16 protein-coding genes are annotated in these 19,745 nt (G+C 54.0%); 9 read left to right on the forward strand and 7 right to left on the reverse strand.

Annotated features, from left to right (window positions below; translation table 11 throughout):
• The first annotated feature begins 78 nt into the window (after positions 1–78).
• Both NFS35_RS05230 and glpK read left to right on the forward strand, forming a co-directional pair.
• Positions 79–1,872 (forward strand): extracellular solute-binding protein, encoded by a 1,794-nt coding sequence (locus NFS35_RS05230; RefSeq protein WP_251206086.1) that lies wholly within the window; start codon positions 79–81, stop codon positions 1,870–1,872.
• A 273-nt stretch (positions 1,873–2,145) separates the two neighbouring features.
• Entirely contained in the window at positions 2,146–3,645 is a 1,500-nt protein-coding gene (gene glpK, locus NFS35_RS05235; protein ID WP_251206087.1) for a glycerol kinase GlpK, read from the forward strand.
• A 95-nt stretch (positions 3,646–3,740) separates the two neighbouring features.
• Here glpK and NFS35_RS05240 read toward each other — a convergent pair whose 3' ends face one another.
• The 3 genes from NFS35_RS05240 to NFS35_RS05250 form a co-directional block, all read right to left on the reverse strand.
• Complete coding sequence (locus NFS35_RS05240; protein ID WP_251206159.1) at positions 3,741–5,549, reverse strand: ABC transporter ATP-binding protein; 1,809 nt, start codon at positions 5,547–5,549, stop codon at positions 3,741–3,743.
• A gap of 146 nt (positions 5,550–5,695) precedes the next feature.
• Positions 5,696–8,014 (reverse strand): ABC transporter ATP-binding protein, encoded by a 2,319-nt coding sequence (locus NFS35_RS05245; RefSeq protein WP_251206088.1) that lies wholly within the window; start codon positions 8,012–8,014, stop codon positions 5,696–5,698.
• Between the two features lie 194 nt (positions 8,015–8,208).
• Positions 8,209–8,820 (reverse strand): SOS response-associated peptidase, encoded by a 612-nt coding sequence (locus NFS35_RS05250; RefSeq protein ID WP_251206089.1) that lies wholly within the window; start codon positions 8,818–8,820, stop codon positions 8,209–8,211.
• Between the two features lie 357 nt (positions 8,821–9,177).
• Here NFS35_RS05250 and NFS35_RS05255 point away from each other — a divergent pair, with 357 nt between their 5' ends.
• From NFS35_RS05255 to NFS35_RS05275, 5 genes are all read left to right on the forward strand, one after another.
• Positions 9,178–9,465: a nucleotidyltransferase domain-containing protein gene (locus NFS35_RS05255; RefSeq protein WP_251206090.1), complete on the forward strand. Its 288-nt coding sequence runs from the start codon at positions 9,178–9,180 to the stop codon at positions 9,463–9,465.
• Between the two features lie 166 nt (positions 9,466–9,631).
• Positions 9,632–9,802, forward strand: coding sequence for a hypothetical protein (locus NFS35_RS05260; protein ID WP_251206091.1), 171 nt, complete (start codon positions 9,632–9,634; stop codon positions 9,800–9,802).
• Positions 9,803–10,088: 286 nt separating this feature from the next.
• A complete protein-coding gene (locus tag NFS35_RS05265; protein WP_251206092.1) occupies positions 10,089–10,670 on the forward strand; it encodes a TetR/AcrR family transcriptional regulator in 582 nt (193 codons plus the stop codon).
• Positions 10,663–11,355 (forward strand): ABC transporter ATP-binding protein, encoded by a 693-nt coding sequence (locus NFS35_RS05270; protein WP_251206093.1) that lies wholly within the window; start codon positions 10,663–10,665, stop codon positions 11,353–11,355. Before NFS35_RS05265 ends, NFS35_RS05270 begins: the two co-directional genes overlap by 8 nt.
• Positions 11,345–12,508: an ABC transporter permease gene (locus NFS35_RS05275; RefSeq protein WP_251206094.1), complete on the forward strand. Its 1,164-nt coding sequence runs from the start codon at positions 11,345–11,347 to the stop codon at positions 12,506–12,508. The genes NFS35_RS05270 and NFS35_RS05275 overlap by 11 nt, the downstream gene beginning before the upstream one ends.
• 51 nt (positions 12,509–12,559) lie before the next feature.
• On the opposite strand, the gene NFS35_RS05280 is transcribed toward NFS35_RS05275, so the two are convergent.
• From NFS35_RS05280 to NFS35_RS05295, 4 genes are all read right to left on the reverse strand, one after another.
• Positions 12,560–12,874, reverse strand: coding sequence for a hypothetical protein (locus tag NFS35_RS05280; RefSeq protein ID WP_251206095.1), 315 nt, complete (start codon positions 12,872–12,874; stop codon positions 12,560–12,562).
• 97 nt (positions 12,875–12,971) lie between these two features.
• Positions 12,972–14,210: a DNA polymerase Y family protein gene (locus NFS35_RS05285; protein ID WP_251206096.1), complete on the reverse strand. Its 1,239-nt coding sequence runs from the start codon at positions 14,208–14,210 to the stop codon at positions 12,972–12,974.
• A gap of 88 nt (positions 14,211–14,298) precedes the next feature.
• Positions 14,299–15,882 (reverse strand): methyl-accepting chemotaxis protein, encoded by a 1,584-nt coding sequence (locus NFS35_RS05290; RefSeq protein WP_251206097.1) that lies wholly within the window; start codon positions 15,880–15,882, stop codon positions 14,299–14,301.
• 35 nt (positions 15,883–15,917) lie between these two features.
• A complete protein-coding gene (locus NFS35_RS05295; RefSeq protein WP_251206098.1) occupies positions 15,918–17,165 on the reverse strand; it encodes an extracellular solute-binding protein in 1,248 nt (415 codons plus the stop codon).
• Positions 17,166–17,592: 427 nt separating this feature from the next.
• Here NFS35_RS05295 and NFS35_RS05300 point away from each other — a divergent pair, with 427 nt between their 5' ends.
• Positions 17,593–18,780 (forward strand): pyridoxal phosphate-dependent aminotransferase, encoded by a 1,188-nt coding sequence (locus NFS35_RS05300; protein ID WP_251206099.1) that lies wholly within the window; start codon positions 17,593–17,595, stop codon positions 18,778–18,780.
• 49 nt (positions 18,781–18,829) lie between these two features.
• The gene (locus NFS35_RS05305) at positions 18,830–19,699 is read left to right on the forward strand and encodes a patatin-like phospholipase family protein (protein WP_251206100.1); all 870 of its coding nucleotides are present in this window, start codon (positions 18,830–18,832) and stop codon (positions 19,697–19,699) included.
• Positions 19,700–19,745 lie beyond the last annotated feature (46 nt).

Consider the following 19,745-nt stretch of genomic DNA (forward strand, 5'->3'; position numbering starts at 1 on the left):
TCTATAGTAGCAACAGGCATTTTCGGGCCGGCTGCCTGAAAATGCGGAAATGGATCGGAGTAAAAAGGAGGATGTGAAATGAAGAAACAGAGCTTGTGGAAAAAAATGATGTCCGTAGCTTTGGCGGCAGTCCTGATTATGGGCGTGGCTGCCTGCGGAAATGACAGCGGCAGCGGGGGCGCTGACAGCAAAGACAGCAGCAGCGTGGAAGAGTCTTCGGATGCAGGCGGAGGCGAAAGCGGGCAGGGCGGACAGGAGACGGCAGGAGACGGGGAAGTGATTACCCTCACTGTGCTGGGCTCCATGGGAGGGACGGACGGCGTCTCCACGGATGATGCTATCGGCCAATATATCAAGGATGAACTTGGAATCGTGCTGGAATACACGCAGGTATCCAATGACCGGCTGAAGGTCATGGCAGCTGGCGGCGACCTGCCGGACATCGTCATGCTGCACGAAGCGCCGGAAATGGTACAGAATCTGATTGACGCAGGAGCCCTGTGGGCCATGGACGAGTGGCTGGAGAACAATGGGGACAATCTGAAAGCGAAGCTGCCGGAGGCCCTGAAATATTCCAGGGAAGTCGTGGGCCAGGGAACTACCTATTTTCTCCCTACGGAGGTGCAGATTGCCAACCCGGAGAATCCGAACAAGAACGGCTTCGTGGGATTCTTCACCAGATGGGACTACTATAAGGAGCTGGGTTATCCTGAAATCAGCACAGAGGACGAATATCTCGATGTACTTAAACAGATGGTAGAGGCCCATCCCACCACGGCAGACGGCAAGAAAGTGTATGCCCTGTCCGGATGGATCGACTGGGGTCTGTGGCCTTACAAGATTAGTTATCCTTTCAGTTTCGGCTATACTAATCTGGACAATAACCAGCTCTACAACCAGGTAGACGATTTGCTGGAGGACGAGTTCCTGGATGAGGACGGCGTGTTCTGGAGAGCATTGGCTTTCTTTAACAAGGCTTACCGCATGGGCATCATGGATCCGGAAGCGTTTACCATGAAAGCAGAGCAGTATGACGCGAAACTCAAGAACGGCGAAGTGCTGGTGGCTGCATACAACTGGTGCCAGCCTGACACGGAAGTCTGCGGCGAGGATGCCGGCATGTTCATGCTGCCTGGTCCTTTCCCTTACATCCCGCAGATCTACCCCATTGAGAGCAGCCTGGGATACATGACTACCAACGCTCTGGTCATCAGCGCTAACTGTGAGCATCCCGAGAAAGCCATGGAACTGTTCGATTATCTGAATTCGGATGAGGGAGCCAGGCTGATTCGCTCGGGCATACCCGGCGAGGACTGGGATGTGGTGGACGGTGTTCCGCAGCTGATTGGCACCCGGCTGGAAAATTTTCTGAGCGGCGATACGGTGGAGCCCGGATATGCGAAGAACAGAGGGCTTGGCACATATAATTGGCTGACCTCCCAGACTGCTACCAATCCGGCGGCAGACGGCTATCCCCTGGATTTGACTACATCCAAAGAATACAATCTGCAGAACGTGAAGCCTGCGGAGAAAGACTTCAGCGCATATTACACCGACGGAAAAGCGCAGTATCCCGGAGAGGCTTATGTGCAGATGGTAGAGGACGGCAGATTCAAGACATTGTCTGAGAACGTGAAGACCGGCAGGCTGATGGAATCGGTTTCCGATGAATCCGCCAAGATTTTCAACAAGGCGGACGAATACTTCCAGGCCAATATCGCGAAAATCATTACCTGTGCGGATGAAGCGGCCTTTGCGGCCCAAAAGGAAAAGATGATAAATGACGTAAAGGCCATGGGCTATGAGACGGCTTTGGCCGAGCAGCAGGAGAAGTTCGAGAAAGCGAAAGAGACAGTCAAGTCTTTTGAATGACGAAATCCTGCAATAATCGAGACTGGCAGTACAGCAACAGTTCAGGCAGCGTCTGGACTGCTGCTGGTTTGAGGCATGGCGTTTCACAGAGTGCCCACGCAGGGGGCCTGACCTTTTGGCCGTACAGGGGAGAGGAGCGTCTTCCGCCGGCTTTTCCGGTTGAAGAAAGGGCCGCTTTTGTGTATAATAGAATCAAAGTGATGCTCCTATTATCAAAATTCTAAAATAGAAGCAAAGAAGAACGAAGAGCAAAGCAGAAAGGAGAGCGCATATATGCAGGAATATATCATGGCTCTGGACCAGGGCACCACAAGCTCCCGGTGCATTCTGTTCGACAAGGCGGGCGCCATCCGTTCCATGTCCCAGAAAGAGTTTACGCAGATTTACCCAAAGCCCGGCTGGGTGGAGCACAATCCCAAGGAAATATGGTCCTCCCAGCTGTCGGTGGCTGCGGAGTGCATGGCCATGGCCGGTGTGAGCGCGGAGCAGATAGCAGCCATCGGCATTACCAACCAGAGAGAGACTACGATTCTGTGGGATAAGAATACAGGAGAACCTGTGTACAATGCCATCGTATGGCAGTGCCGCCGGACCTCGGACATGATTGAGGAATTGAAAAAGGACGGCTTTGACCAGAAAATCCGGGAGAAGACGGGACTGGTGCCGGATGCCTATTTCAGTGCCTCCAAGATTGCATGGATTCTGGAGAATGTGCCCGGCGCGAGGGAAAAGGCCCGGAGAGGAGAACTGTTGTTCGGCACAGTGGACACGTGGCTCATCTGGAATCTCACCAAAGGCGCAGTGCATGTGACAGATTACACCAATGCCTCCCGCACCATGCTGTTTGACATCCACAGGCTGGTCTGGGACGAGGAAATCATGGAGCGGTTTGGCATCCCGGCAGGACTCCTGCCAAAAGTGCGCCCCTCCAGCTGTATCTATGGGCATACGGAGACCTACGTGCTGGGCGGGCAGATTCCCATTGCAGGGGCTGCCGGAGACCAGCAGGCTGCTCTGTTCGGCCAGTGCTGCTTTGAGCGGGGCGAAGTGAAGAACACCTACGGCACAGGCTGCTTTCTGCTGATGAATACGGGGAAAGATGCCATCACCTCCCGGTCGGGGCTGCTGACCACCATCGCCGCCGGAACCTGTGAGGAGCCGGAGTACGCGTTGGAGGGCAGTGTGTTCGTGGCAGGCGCTGGAGTCCAGTGGCTGCGAGACAGCATGCGCATGATTAAAAATGCCGCTCAGTCCGAACAGTATTGTGAAGCGGTAGAGGACACGGTAGGCGTCTATCTTGTCCCTGCTTTTGCAGGGTTAGGCGCTCCTTACTGGAATCAGTATGCCAGAGGCACCGTGGTGGGGCTGACCAGAGGCTGCAGCAAGGAGCATTTTATCCGGGCCGCGCTGGAATCCATCGCCTACCAGACTGTGGACGTGCTGCGGGCCATGGAGCAGGACAGCGGCATCCGGTTAAAGGGCTTAAAGGTGGACGGCGGCGCCAGCGCCAATGATTTCCTGATGCAGTTTCAGGCCGATATCGTGGATATGCCGGTCCGCAGGCCGGAATGCATCGAGACTACGGCTTTGGGAGCCGCTTATCTGGCGGGCCTTGCGGTGGGATACTGGAAAGACAAAGGGGAAATCCGGGAGAACTGGCAGGTAGGCAGGGTGTTTGAACCTGCCATGGAGGAAGAGCGGCGCCAGCGCCTGCTGAAAGGCTGGAAGCGCGCCGTGAAATGCGCTCTTATGTGGGCTGAGGAAGAGGAGTGATTCCAAAGTGCAGGGGAGTGTTTTTGGAAAAAGCAGCAGCCATCCGGTTATTCGGGTGGCTGCTGTGTTTGCCGGGAATTTGCCTTGACTTTGCGTCAGGCGGTCTCCAGGGTTCCCTGTCCCTCGAACTGGGAGTTGTACAGCTCCGCGTAGAAGCCGTCCTTTGCCATCAGTTCCTCATGATTGCCCTGTTCTATGATATCCCCGTCTTTCATGACCAGAATCACATCCGCGTCCCGGATGGTGGACAGCCTGTGGGCGATGACGAAGCTGGTCCGGCCTTTCATCAGGTTGTTCATGGCCTTCTGGATTCGGATTTCCGTTCTGGTATCCACGGAGCTGGTGGCCTCGTCCAGAATCAGGATGGGATTGTCCGCCAGGATGGCCCGGGCGATGGTGAGCAGCTGTTTCTGTCCCTGGGACACATTGGAGGCGTCCTCCCCCAGCTCCATCTGATAGCCCCCGGGCAGGGTCTGGATGAAGTGGTGGACATGGGCCGCTTTCGCCGCGGCTATCACTTCTTCATCTGTGGCGTCCAGCCTGCCGTAACGGATATTCTCCATGATGGTTCCGTGGAAGAGCCAGGTGTCCTGCAGCACCATGCCGAAATTCTCCCGCAACTGGCTGCGGTTGAAATTCCTGACATCCTGTCCGTCCACCCGTATGGCGCCGCTGTTTACGTCATAAAAGCGCATGAGGAGCTTCACCATGGTGGTCTTGCCCGCGCCGGTGGGGCCTACGATGGCCACGGTCTGTCCCGGCAGTACTTCGCAGCTGAAGTCGTGGATAATCGTCTTCTCCGGCTGATAGCCGAACCGTACATGGTCAAAGGATACGGCTCCCTGCATCTTTGCCTTTTCCATTCCCACTGCTTTTTCCGCAATCACATCCTCCTCCGGCTCATCCAGAAACTCGAACACACGCTCCGCGGCAGCCGCTGTGGACTGGAACATATTGGAGACCTGGGCCACCTGGGTGATGGGCTGTGTGAAATTCTTCACATACTGGATGAAAGCCTGAATCTCGCCCACCTCGATGACGCCCCGGATGGCCAGCATGCTGCCGCTGACCGCCACCGCCACATAGCCCAGATTTCCCACAAAGGCCATGATGGGCTGCATCATGCCGGAGATGAACTGGGACTTCCAGGCGCTCTGGTAGAGGATTCTGTTGGTCTCGCCGAATTCCGCAAGAGTCGCCTCTTCCCTGTTGAAAGCCTTGACGATGTTCTGGCCGCTGTAGACCTCCTCAATCTGTCCGTTGATTTTGCCCAGATAGTTCTGCTGGGCGATGAAATATTTCTGGGAATGCTTCACCACCACGCCGATGAGGCCGCCCGACACCGGCAGGATTACCAGGGCAATCAGGGTCATCATGGGGCTGATGGACAGCATCATGATCAGGATGCCCAGGATGGTGGCCACGGAGGTGATGAGGGTAGTGATGCTCTGTCCCAGGCTCTGCCCCAGAGTGTCCACGTCATTGGTGATCCGGGACAGCACCTCGCCTACAGTCCTGGACTCGAAATAGGCCATGGGCATCCGGTTGATTTTCTCCGAAATCTCCTGGCGGAACCGGTAGCAGAGCTTCTGGGAGACCTCTGTCATCAAGAGTCCCTGTATGAATGACAGCAGGGAACTTAAGGCGTACAGCCCCAGGAGAAGCAGCAGGATCTGCCCGATTCGCTGGAAATCGATTCCCCCCGTACCGGCGAATTTTGCCATCATGCCATTGAACAGCTCCGTGGTGGCCTTTGCCAATACCTTGGGGCCGATGATGTTGAAGACCGTGCTGCCTGCCGCAAAAATCATCACGGCAATCAGGGCAAGCTTGTATCTGCCCATGTATGCCAATAATTTTGCGAATGTTCCTTTGAAGTCCTTTGCTTTCTCCCCCGGCATCATGCCGCCGTGAGGGCCATGGGGACGTCTGGCAGCCCTGCCGTTGTGGGCTGCGGCTCCTGTCTGGCCGCTGCCTGTGTCCTGCCCGGCTTTTCCATCCCCGGCGGGATTTCCGCCTGCAGGGCCGGTGGATTTCCTGTTCTCTTCACTCATACTGCCGCACCTCCTTTCAGTTCCGCCTCGGACAGCTGTGACTTGGCGATTTCCCGGTAGGCCTCGCACTCTCGCAGGAGCTGGCTGTGGGTTCCCATGCCGGCGATTTTCCCCTCGTCCAGCACGATGATCCGGTCTGCATGGAGAATCGTGCTGATGCGCTGGGCCACGATGATGACTGTTGCGTCTTCTGTCTTTGCTCGCAGAGCTTTCCGCAGCGTCACGTCCGTTTTGTAATCCAGCGCCGAAAAACTGTCGTCAAACAGATAGATTTTAGGTGATTTCGCGATAGCCCGGGCGATGGAAAGCCGCTGCTTCTGCCCGCCGGACACATTGGTGCCTCCCTGGGATATCTCGCTGTGGTATTTCGCTGTCTTGCCCTCTATGAATTCCGCGGCCTGGGCAATCTCCGCGGCCTCCTCCATCCGGCTGTCGCTGATGTCCGAAATGCCGTTTGCCGATGTGTCTCCGAACTTCAGGTTGGAGGCGATGTCCCCGGAGAACAGCACCGCTTTCTGGGGAACATAGCCCAGGAGGCTGCGCAGCTTATGCTGGGAGAGATCTCTGATGTCCACGCCGTCTATGGTGATGCGGCCTTTCGTCACATCGTAGAACCGGGGAATCAGGTTCAGCAGCGTGGATTTGCCGCAGCCCGTACTGCCGATGATGGCGGTGGTCTCCCCGGGGCCTGCTGTGAAAGTCAGGTCCTGCAGGGCATCCTCGTCCGCCCCCGGATAGCGGAAGGACACATCTTCAAAGGACACTACACCCCTGGCGTCCGCCAGTTTTTCGTCCTGCACCTGCTCTTTGTCCGTGACGCTGGGGCTGGTGCCGATGACCTCCTCGATGCGCCCGGCGGCCACCCCTGCCCTGGGCAGCATCACGGAAATCATGGTGAGCATCAAAAAGGACATGACAATCTGCATGGTATAGGTGATGAAAGCCAGCATGTCGCCCACCATCAGATTGCCCAGGTCGATTCCTTTCGCCCCGAACCACACAATCATCACGGTGATGCCGTTCATGATCAGCATCATCACGGGCATCATGATGTTCATTACCCGGTTGGTGAACAGCTGGGTCCGCATCAGGTCGCGGTTAGCCTTGTCGAACCGCTCCTCCTCGAATGTTTCCCGGCTGAAAGCGCGGATGACGGAGACGCCTGTGAGGATTTCCCTGGACACCAGGTTCAGGCGGTCCACCAGCGTCTGCATCTTCTTGAACTTCGGCATGGCCACGGCCATCAGCACGCCTACCAGGGCCAGGATAAGGGCCACCGCCACCACGATGATCCATCCCATGCCTGTTCTGGTCCGCAGCACTTTCATTATCCCGCCGATGCCGATGATGGGGGCGTATACCACCATCCGCAGCATCATGACCACTACCATCTGCACCTGCTGGATGTCATTTGTGCTCCGGGTAATCAGGGAGGCGGTGGAGAACTGCTCCATCTCTGCATGGGAGAAAGACACCACCCTGGTGAATACCCGCTGCCGCAGGTCCAGGCCCAGCTTCGCCCCGATGCGGGACGCCAGGAATCCCACCAATATGGCCGTGGCCATCATCACCACGGAATAGGCCAGCATCATGCCGCCGGTCTTATAGAGGTAGTTTCGCTGTATCCTGCCCAGATCCATCCCCAGCGCATCGTATTCTTTCTGGAGGAACAGCACTGCCCTCTGGGCGATGACGGTCTCCCCCGTATCCCCCAGGCTTTCCAGCACCTGTTCCCGCACCGCCAGCACCTGGTCGTCCGACAGCTCCATTCCTGCGCCGGGCAGATTTGCCGCGAAGCCTGCTGCCGGATTGCCTGCCTCTCCCTTGGGGGTGCCGGATTCGGCCTCGGTTTCCGCCTTTGCCGTCTGTCCGGATTCCTCAGTCGCTTTTGTCTCAGCCGCCTCGTCTGGCGCCTTTGCCGCCTCTTCTGCCGACGATTCCATGCTGTCTATGGCATTTCCGGATTCCGTCATGTGCCACATGACCAGAATCGGTATGCCGATGCTTTCGTTCAGGCGCTCCTCTGTCTCATTGTCTCCCTGGAAGACATAGCTTCCATCCTCCTCCTGTGCATAGGCAGATGCCATCAAAGACTTCTCATCCTGAGTCATCAGCCCCATCAGCCCCTGATAGGTAGACTCCCGCATCCGTATGGGCACCGCATTCTCGATGCCTTTCTGTCCGATGCCTATATCCACGATATCTGCCGTGTACTGCGGCAGCGCCAGATCGCAGTAGGCCTGGGCCGCCAGGAACAGGATGATGGCCAGAACGGACCACTTGGATTCCTTTAAGTACTTGAATATTTTCAGCATACAGATTTCTTTTCCTTTCCCAGGGCGTGGTTTTGATGTGCCCTGATTTCTTCGCCCTGCGAATCCTATAGTCAAATATTATAGAAAGCCCTCTGCGGCAATACAATAAAAAAAGAATTAAAAAATGGAAAAAAATCTGCCATATCAAGGGAAGCAATCGCGGCCGTGGTAGGCAGGCATTTCCCAATCGGTACTCAGAAGAAGCGCAGCTGTTCATAGTCCGTGCCGCGTTCTAAAGGGGCGGGGACTTTCCGGAGGAGCGCATCTGTCCGCCCCGGGTCCAGAAGCCAGCAGATTGCTTCCTCCCGGGACAGAATCAAAGGCATACGGTCGTGGACCGGCTCCATGGAACTGTTGGCCGCCGTGGTCAGGATGACGAAATGTTCGCCGTCCCGATACGGCCTGCAGCATCCTGCCATGAACAGGGCGTTTTCCTGCTCCTGCCGGAAAGAGAATTTTGTTCTGCCGGAATCCCATTCATAGAATGAACTGGCCGGGACGACGCTGCGCCGGTGGCGGATGCCCTCCCGGAACAGGGGCTTTTCCGCGGCAGACTCGCATCTGGCATTAAAGACCAGCCCTTTTTCCGTTCCCTGCTGCAGGGGAAAACCCCACCGCAGCCACGCGCAGCCTATCCCGCCTCCTGCGGCGAGCAGGACAGGGGCTTCCTCTGTCGGACGGACATCCCTCTCCCGAATCCGCAGCAGCGCGGCGGCAGTCTCCTGGCTCAGCCGCTCCCCGGCCTGCCTGATCAGCTTCTCGATTTCTTTTGTGGTATCATCGTCTATATGGTATCGCCCGCACATACACTTCCCCTTTTCCGTATTTTGCCCTACAGGAACTGTCAGACCTATTGATTCTGTACTTGCCGCATTGCATTAGATGTGGATTTATAAAAAATGTTGTCAGACTATTACTCGATAAACTCGAGACTCTGATAAGGCACTTTCTCATAAAAATCTCTCTCGTCTTTATCTTCGATGTGTATAAGTACCTGATAATGCGTCCATTCCGATTGGACAATTTTGAAACGCTATTTTGATTATTATAGCGTATGAATTAATAAGCTGCAATAATAAATGACATGCACTTTTTCTTTTTCTTTTATCGTTTGCCTTTCCTGAGCCGGCGTGATAAAATGGAGGACATAAGGGAGGGATTCGATGAACCATATGGAGGAGATGTGGGATTTCCCGGTGATGGAGGGAGTCGCCTTTCCAAATGCGAATCGGGTGCATCCGCTGATGCAGAGGCGGGTGGAAAAACTGATTCGCCATCTGTATCAGGACAAGAATATCAAAAAAGCGGCGCTCTTCGGGAGTTCTCTGGAATTTCGATGCAGCAGCCACAGCGATATTGACCTCTACCTCGAAAAGCATGACAAAGATAAGAAATTGGAACCGTTGCCGGAGGTAGGGTGCGAAGTGGATATCGTGACGAACCTTTTGTAAAAAAAGAAAATTATAGCCGTAAAAAAGCGATAGAAATATATAATCACGCAGTTAATGTGCATAATGAGGGAAGCAATATACATAATTATCAGAAGGCTGTATTCGATTTTCTTTCTAATTGTCATAAAGCAAATATTGTATACGAAGATCGTTAGGAGGTATTGATATGACGAAGAGAGCAATTTTGAGTGAGAAATTAGAAGACAATAAAGCTGCTGCTGAATGGGGGATTAGACAGGCAGAATTGATTAAAAAAAGTGAAGATATAACGCGGAGGTTAGCAGAAAAATATATACCTATTATTTTATCGCGTAATGAAAGGGACAATAAGCGGTAAGAATAAAGGTATTCCTGAAAGAAAGCATATTTTATCAGAGATATTTGATAGTGCCGGATATAGACATTACCAGAACGGAATACGGAACTGACAACAGGCGCTTGCTGCTGACCGGGAGAAACGGTTAAGCGGCAGGTGCTTTTGCTTTTCAAAAAATCAGAATACCGAACTGATACCGCCGATTTTGCAGATGGCTATTGACTTTTGATAATTTTGGTTTATAATAAAACATATGATGCAAAACAAATGATGCAAAACATGCGATTCAGAAAGGAGGAATCAGGATATGCCACCAAAAGCGAAATTCAAAAAAGAGGAAATTACAAAAGCCGCATTAGATATCGTGAAAGCGGATGGATTCGAGGCTCTGACTTCCAGAGAATTGGGGATACGCCTCGGCAGCTCGGCAAGACCGATTTTTACGGTATTCAAAAATATGGAAGAAGTTCAGCAGGCTGTAATCCAATCCGCGAAAATGCTGTATAAAGAATATGTCAATAAAGGCTTGACAGCGGAACACCCTTTTAAGGGCGTGGGAACGCAATACATACTCTTTTCTGTCAATGAGCCGAAACTTTTTCAGCTGTTGTTCATGACAGAGCAATCGGAAATACCCGATTTAAAGGGCGTGCTTCCATTGATAGACGAAAGCTATGAGAAAATTCTCCAGTCGATTCAGGATGATTACGGAATTAACGAACATTTAGCGGAAAAGTTATATCGTCACCTTTGGATTTATACCCACGGCATCGCGACGCTTTGCGCCACCAGGATGTGCCGCTTTACAGGCGCTGAAATCAGCTCGATGATTACAGAGGTATTTATGAGTCTTCTTAAAAATGTAAGGGAGTGCGGAAACGATGATTAAAGTCAGGGACATCATAAAATCATACGGCAGCGGAGAAAGCCGGTTCCAGGTATTACAGGGCATCAGCCTTGAAATGAAAGATGGGGATTTTGTAGTCATACTCGGTGCGTCGGGCTCGGGAAAGTCCACTTTTTTGAATGTAATCTCAGGCCTTGAGCGCCCTGACAGCGGTCAAGTGCTTTATGACGGACTGGACATCACAGCGCTTTCCGACGATGAATTGACTGCATTTCGCAAAGAAAATGTCGGATTTATCTTTCAGCAGTATTATCTGCTGCCCAATATGAGCGTTGATAAAAACGTGAAAATGGGCGCCGACCTGGCAGGCAACAAAGACTATAAAACCGTTATCGAGGCAGTCGGACTGGGAAAAAAACTACATAAATATCCAGGCGAACTTTCAGGCGGCGAACAGCAAAGGGTATCTGTGGCAAGAGCCTTGGCAAAGAGACCAGGAGTGCTCTTTCTGGATGAGCCGACAGGCGCATTGGACGAACAGACAGGGCGGCAGGTGCTTGATTATATCTGTAAGCTTCAAAAGGAATATGATTTTACGATTATAATGGTGACCCACAATCTGAACATTGCGGAAATGGCAAACACAGTCATAAAAATGAACAGCGGAAAAATATCTGAAATTTATGCAAATGAGAAGCAGAAGACCGCTTATGAGATTGGATGGTGATGGTATGCTCATCGGAATAAAAAATGCTTCAAAACTCATCGGCATTTCCGTTATCGCCTGCTGCGCGGTACTTGTATGTACCATGTTTCTGAATTTTTATTTTGATATCCGGTTGATTGAGAGCGAAATAACCTCTGAACTGTCAATGTTTTTTTATGAGGCTCAGGTCTCTACCGCAAAAGTCACTTGCCTTGTGGCGGGCGGATGTCTGCTTTTGACTTCGGTTGTCATGCTGTTTTTTTACATAAAACATTATATCGATACCCATAAAAAAGAGCTTGGGATATTAAAGGCTCTGGGATATTCCAATCTTAAAATCGCAAAAAGCTTTTGGGTATTCGGAATCAGCGCTTTTATCGGAACCGCGATTGGATATGCGGGAGCGTTTCTTATAATGCCATGGTTCTATGCCCTGCAGAATGAAGATAAAATGCTTCCTGAGATAACGATAAATTTTCATCCCAGTGTTTTGTTTTATTTCGTGGTATTACCCACTGTGTGTTTCTCGGCGCTTTCGGTTTATTACGCCTGGCACAAATTAAAAAAGCCCGTGTTATTGCTTTTGAAAGACAACCTGCAGATTGTCTCTAAAACTCCAAAGCACAGCATCGAAAAAAGGAAAGAAATTTCATTTATAGAAGATTTGAAAAGCAGCACCCTGAAATCTAAAAAGGCGCTTGTGTTTTTCATTATTTTTGCTTCATTTTGTTTTTCTGCCATGACACAGATGTCGTTCAGCATGAAAGATTTATCAAGTGAAATGATGGGTGCAATGATGTTAGTCATCGGACTTGTATTAGCATTTACCACCTTGTTCCTTGCAATCACTACAGTCATAAGCGGAAATACAAAAACCATCGCCATGATGAGGGTATTCGGCTATTCGCAAAAGGAATGCTGCAGGGCAATTCTCGGCGGATACAGACCCATGTCCTATATTGGTTTCGTAATCGGGACAATCTACCAATACGCATTGCTCCGGATGATGGTGGATATTGTATTCAAAGATATCGAGGGCATGCCTGCATATAAATTCGACTTTCCCGTCATGCTTGTTTCACTTGTTGTTTTTATTGCGGTTTATGAAATCCTGATGCATGTATATTCCGAAAAAATCAAGAAAATCTCTGTCAAGGAAATCATGATTGAGTAAAGCAGGGCAGCCGATGGTGCGGCGCTTAGATTGACATTGGAGTTTGATGAGTTATCTTCGGAAATTCAGCACCCACCGCCCCTGGGTCTGGTAGAAAATCAGCCAGGCCCGGATACATCTGCCATTGACTACGAGCGTACAGTCATATTCCGTGGACGGTATCCCCGCGTACCGCTTCTTCTCCCAGGTATGCACCGTGATGTCCCGGATGACCTGTATCTGCCCCTCCTCGTCCTTTAACTTCACCATCAGCGGCGTTATCTTCCCGGTGCTGGTGCACCAGCATTGGCAGGCGATTTCCTGCTGTGTCCCGCGGACGGATCCTGCGTCCGCTTTTCCTGTAATTGTCTCTATCCCAAATGCCATTCCGACACCTCCCTCAACAAACCTCAGTGCTTATAGACATTGCCAATGAGCACTGCCTGTAGGTATTGCCTACAGGTACTGCTCAAAGACACTGCTTTCAGGCTCCGGCGCTGCTCTCCGGCACACCCCCGCACATGTGGTCGATGGCCCGGTTCAGGAACACGGCGCGCTTCACCACGTCCGCTCCGAACCGCCGCCGCAGAGAATCCACTGTCCTGTCCACGAGGGCCAGCTTTTCATAGTCGATTTCATCAAAAAGGCTCATCTGCCTGCCGGAGGCCTCCCGCCCGGCCCCGCCGGTGTGTATCCCCAGATGGCGGACGGGCTCCCCATTCCACAGCCGGGAGAAAAGTTCCCTGGAGGCATGGTAGATTTCCAGGGTCAGGTCAGTGGGGGAGACCAGTGTTTTCTGATGGGAAAAACAGGACAGGTCCCGGTAACGGATGGTCACGGAGACCACCCCGATTTTCGCTCCGTCCGCCCGGAGGCGGTTCCCCAGGGTTTCCGAAAGGGCCAGCAGCACCAGGTTCGCTGTCTCTGTGTCCGTCACGTCAAAGGGCGTGGTGGTGCTGTTCCCATAGCCTTTGTTGGGAGCGGGGGCCGCCAGCACCGGGGACAGGTCTATGCCGTTTGCGAAGCCCCAGATGGTCTCCCCCTGTTTCTTCAGGACGGCCCTCAGCCATCCCGGGTCGGCGCCGGCGATGTCCCCGATGGAGACAAGCCCCATGGAGGCCAGCTTCTTTGCCGTGGCGCGGCCCACGAAGAACAGATCCGACACGGGCAGGGGCCACATCTTCCCCGGGATTTCCTCCCGGTACAGAGTATGGACAAGGTCCGGCTTCCGGAAGTCCGAGGCCATCTTGGCCAGGAGCTTATTGTCCGATATCCCGATGTTCACGGTAAAGCCCAGCTCATCCCGGATTCTGTCCTTTATCTGTCCGGCGGTTTCCTCCGGGGCGCCGAACAGATGACAGCTTTCGGTCATGTCCACAAAAGCCTCATCGATGCTGTACTGCTCCACGAGATCCGAATACTCCCGCAGGATACCCAGAAAGGCCGCGGAGCATTCCCGGTACAGGCCGTAGTTGGGGGGCGCCAGCAGCAGGTCCGGGCATTTCCGCCTGGCCTCCGACAGGGTCTCCCCGGTCTGGACGCCGTATTTCTTCGCGGGAATGGACTTCGCCAGTATGATGCCATGGCGTTTCGTCACGTCCCCGCCTACCGCCGAGGGAACCTCCCGCAGATCCAGGGCGCTGCCCTTATGGGCCAGACGATAAACAGCCTCCCAGGACAGGAAGGCTGAGTTCACATCGATATGAAAAATAATCTTTTTCAAACGTGCGTTCACCTCCTTGATACAACATTATAGGAAACACACGTTCTGGATTCAATAGGAGATGACTGGAAAATACATCCCCGGCCGCCTACAGATTGTCGAATACCGCCGTCTCTTTCTCCAGCTCCGCCACCACATCCTGATTCACGCCCATGCGCCGGGTGATGTCCTCCATGTCCGCGGCCAGGTTCCTGGTATTGCCCGCCATGCCGGAGATTCCGGAGGCGCTTTCGTCGATGGCCTTGTTGATGGTGCCGATGGAGTCGGCGATGCCGGACATGGAATGGGTCAGGCTCTGAGTCTGTCTGTGGAAATCGTCCATGATCCGGCGGATGTAGGCGGCGTCCTCCTTGTACTGACTGCCGGATTCCACGAATGCCTGGAATTCTTTCAGAACGGTTTGACTCATATAGTCAATCAACTGGCTGGCGTTTTCGGACAGATTGTAGACCGATGCGGTGACCACATCGTTGATTTCCTGGATGCGCCCCGCGGTTTCCTGGGTGGAATTGGACAGCTCCCGCACCTCCCTGGCCACCATGGCGAAACCTTTGCCTGCCGTCCCGGCATTGGCGGCTTCCACGGAAGCGTTCAGGGAGATCAGCCTGGTCTGCTGGGCGATGGCGAGGATATCGCTGGTGAGGGTCTTGATCTGGTTCACGCTCTTGCTCTTCTCAATGGCATCGTTGAGGGAGCGCAGGATTTCCTCCGTCTTGGCGCCGGTAGTCTCCGCGCTGCTCTGAGCGGACTGCTGCATGGTGTCCGCCCGGGTGTTCATCTGGACAGTGTAGGCTGTGATGTCGCTGCATTCCTCTGCGATTGCATGTACCTCCTGACGGACGGTTCCGGCGCTTTCGTTGATGGCCGATGTGTTTCCGGCCACCTCCTGAAAGGTAGCGGAGAGCTGTCCCGCCAGGGAGGAAAGATCCGCCGCGCTTTTCCGGGAGGCCTGTGTCCGGTTCAGAACTTCCCCTGTCATACCGTTGATGCGGCTGGAACTCTCCTGGATGGTTTTCACGATGCTCTTGATCGGCAGGACCACATAGACGGAAATCAGCCGGAAATCCGTGGCCACCAGGAGGATGCAGGCCAGGGCCGCCGCGATGCCCACCACCAGGGAGAAGATGTAGACAGTGGAGAGGTGGGATCTGGCTCCTTGGGTCTGGGCGCTGATAGAGGCGTTCAGGACATCGATATCCGCTTTCATGGCATCGGCGAAGTCCGCCACATCGCCGTTGGCCAGGGCGTAGGCATCCTGGGTCTTGTGGCTGGCGCTGGCGCATACCAGATGGACCAGGGCATGTTTGAAAGCGGCGTAATTGTCCAGCAGGGATTCGTACCGCGCCCAGTCATCCTGTATTACAAAAGCTGAATACTCTGAGAGCATATCGTCCAGAAGCGCTTCTTCCTCCTTGATCTGTCCCACCAGGAGGATCATGGTGTCATAGTCCGTGGCCACGATGTGGCTCAGGGCCATCTTGTGGATTTCCATAGAAAGCTGGCAGATTTCGGCCAGCCGTTCCTTGCCCTCCATATAGTTGTCCGCGATGTTGGAGGCGCTTGCGTTCACATTGCGGATATTGATGACGGACAGAATGTTCGACAGCAGCGCCACGATGCCCAGGAGGGCGATGGGGATGATCAGGCGATGCTTTAAGCTGATATTTTTCATGATGGCTGGTACTCCTTTTGCATGGAAAATGAAAGTCAGGGGGCGGTGATTCCCTCAACCATGGCGTCAAGCTGATCCTGAAGGCTTTTTCCGGAAGGGTTTCCGGCCAGAATCTCCGCGGTAAAGGTGGTGACAGGATCCCAGTAATTCCCGCCGATGCGCTGCAGACAGGAATATTCCGACTGCTCCAGAAGCGCCGCGATGGCGGGGGAGCTCTGGACATCCGGAGAGGCCGCGGCTTTCTTGTTGGAGGGGCCCTGGCCCCGCAGATGGAAACGCAGTTCCTGGTTTTCCTGGCTGGTGATCCACTGGGCCAGTCTGTCTGCCCATTCTCTGTGTTCGGAGTAGGAGTTCACACCGATCAGCTTGTAGCCGGAGAAAGAGGCCATCTGGATTTCCTGTCCCGCACAGGTATAGGCGGGAAGCTTTGCAGCTCCGAAGCCGCTGCCCCATGCCTCCTCCACGGCTACCGCGTTCCACACGCCGCTGACGCCTGCCGCGATGGTGCCGTCCCGGACGCCCTCCAGGAACCCTGCGTCGTCCGTGCTTAAGAAGCCGGGGTGCTTCGCCATGGCTGTCATGGCCTTTGCCACATCGGTTCCCTTGACGGCGTTTTCCGTGTCGTTCCAGGTGCAGTAATTGGTGATGCCGTCATCGTTCAGCCCCAGGGTGAGCCCCGTGTTGCCGAAAAAGGTGTATACATACCATCCGGAGGACCAATCCATGGAGACTTTCCGGTCCTGTCTCCCGGCCACATCCAGCATCCGGTCCCAGGATATAATGTCCGCATCCGAGAAGACACGCTTGTCATAGTACAGGAAATAACCGTTATCCGCAGTCAGGGGGTAGGCGTAGAGGGTACCGTTCACAGAGGCTGCGTCCACCGCTTCCGGCAGATTCGCGCTCCGCAGGGCCTCGGCGTTTTCTATAGGCTCCAGGGCTCCGGCGGCAACCAGTGTATTCAGCTGATCGTCCGCAAAGGCGAAAACGTCCGCTCCGTTCTCCAGGTCTGCCATCAGCGCGTCCATACAGTGGCTTTCGCTCTGGGGCTGATATGTAATCTGAAAGTCGGCCTGGCCCTGGTACTCTTCCTGAAAGCTGTCGATAATCTGGCGCAGCAGCTCCTCGTCCTCCTCGGCGCCCCAGACGGTCAGCGCCACAGGGCCGGAGTCGGAGGCGGATTCTTCTTCGGAGGGGACAGAGCCGCCCTTGCTTCCGCATCCGGACAGGGAGGCGGCCAGCAGAAAGACGATGGGAAAATATAAGTGGAAATTTCGTTTCATGGCATTCTCCGTATATTGCATATTTTGCATATTATTTTACCATTTCACAGGGCTTTTTGCAATTTGTTTTTATGGGGGGCGGTACTCTTGCGGCTCCCCTCCGGCAGAACCCGGCGCAAAAAAACTGCAGATGCTTGCGCTTCTGCAGGTTTCTGCCGGGAGGCCGGCTTCGGACGAGGCATATGTGCCGCCTGGAGCCGGGCTATGCTTTAGGCCTTTGCCGCATTTTATGCGGGCTGCACATAGTACTGCGCCTGGGCGTTCCAAAGTTCCTGATATTTTCCGTCCCGGGCCGCCAGGTCATCATGTCTGCCCTGTTGCACCAGTCTGCCCTTGGAAGAGCGAGGTCTTTCTGTTTTCTGCTTGTAATGAAAGGGAAATGTGGTAAAATATGAGAGAGAAGAAAAAAGGAAAGGAAGAGAATATAATGCTGGTTCAGAAATATAAAGAAATGCTGTCAGGAAAATCCGTCATCAGGGAGCTGTCGGAGTTCGCCACGGCCAGGGGCAGGGAAATCGGATATGAGAATGTGTTTGACTACAGCCTGGGCAATCCGTCTGTGCCTGTCCCCCGGGAATTTACCGATGAGATGATTCATATGCTGGCCAATCAGGGGACCAATGAGCTCCACGGCTACAGCCCCAGCTTAGGGATAACCAGTGTCAGGGAGGCGGTTGCCGCGTCCCTGGAGAAACGGTTCGGCCTGCCTTACCGCAGGGAGCATATCTTCATGGCTTCCGGCGCCGCGGGGGCGCTGGCCCATGCGTTCCGCCTGGTGACGGAGCCCGGGGACGAGATTCTCACGTTTGCCCCCTATTTCCCGGAGTACGGCCCTTATGTGAATCTGACGGGAGCGGTGTTGAAGGTGGTGCCGCCGGACACCGAGCGGTTCCAGATTCGCTTCGACAAGCTGGAGGAGATGCTGACGGAAAAAGTGAAAGCAGTCCTGATCAATACGCCCAACAATCCCTCGGGCACGGTGTATTCCGGCGAGACTTTGGAGAGGCTTTCGGATCTGCTGCGCGGGAAATCGGCGGAATACGGGCATGAGATATACCTGATATCGGATGAACCATATCGGGAAATCGTGTTCGGAGGGGTGGAAGCCCCTTGTGTATCCGCGTTTTATGACAATACGATCATGTGCTATTCTTTCTCCAAATCCCTGTCCATTCCCGGGGAGCGGATCGGGTATGTGGCAGTGAATCCCAGGTGCCGGGAGGCGGAGACCATGGTCAATATGTGCGGCCAGATTTCCAGGGGCATCGGGCACAACTGCCCGCCCTCCATCATCCAGCTGGCGGTGGCGAAAGTGCTGGACAGGACGGCGGACTTAAGCGTCTATGAGACGAACATGGAAATCCTGTATAAAGAACTGATGGAACTGGGCTTTGACTGCGTGAAGCCCGGCGGGACTTTCTATATCTTCCCCAGGGCGCTGGAGGAGGACGCCAAGGTATTCTGCCGCAGGGCGCTGGACTACGATCTGGTTCTGGTGCCGGGGGATACATTCGGCGCGCCGGGGTATTTCCGCATGGCCTACTGCATCGACACGGAAAAGGTGGAGCGGTCCCTGGGAGCGCTTCGCCGGTTCGTAAGCGAGACGTACAGATAGGTTCGGATCAGGCGGCGTAAGCGATATGACAAGAGCAGAGAGGTAGGATATGATGTATCAGGCAGGACTGATCCTGGAGGGTGGAGGTATGAAAGGGCTTTACACCGCCGGGGTGATTGATTTTTTTCTGGACAGGGGAATTGAATTTTCCAGTGTGTACGGCGTGTCCGCAGGGGCCTGCAGCATGTGCAGCTATCTGTCGAAGCAGAGGGGACGGGCCCGGGATGTCTGCATCGATTACGTGGACCGCTGGGATTACTGCAGCATAGCGAGCCTGGTGGCCACAGGAGACCTGTTCAATGTGGAACTGAATTATCATCTGGTGCCGGAGCGCCTCAATCCCTATGACTATGAGGCTTTCAAACGGTACCGGGGAAAGGCTTACAGCGTGGCCACAGATATCGTGAGCGGCAGGCCGGTGTATTTCCGGATACGGGATGTAAAAAAAGATATGACGAAAATCCGTGCATCTGCATCCCTGCCGCTGGTCTCGCGGAATGTGCGAATCGGCAGGAGCCTGTATCTGGACGGAGGCCTGAGCGATTCCATTCCCATACAGAAGTCCATTATCGACGGAAATCCGAGGAATGTGGTGGTCATGACCAAGGAAATGGGGTTCGTCAGGAGACGCACCAAAGGTTATATGCTCCGGCTGGCGGGACTGCGGTACTGGAACTATCCCAAAGTGGTGGAGTTGATGATGCGGCGCGGCGAACACTATAACCAGCAGGTGGCCTATGTGAACAGGCTGCAGAAAAGCGGCCAGGCCTTTGTCATCCGGCCCAGGGGAACCGTGGATGTGGGACGGGTGGAGAAAAATCCCAAAAAACTCAGGAACCTGTACGACAGAGGATATGCGGACGGAGAGGCCTGCTGCAGGGAACTGATGGCGTTTCTGGAAAAGTGTGAGAAGATTTAGGGTTGCGCCGGCTGCGCTGCGGGAAGCCGGTAAAAGGAATGGAGAG

Source organism: Acetatifactor aquisgranensis, assembly GCF_943193215.1.
GTDB lineage: Bacteria > Bacillota > Clostridia > Lachnospirales > Lachnospiraceae > Acetatifactor > Acetatifactor aquisgranensis.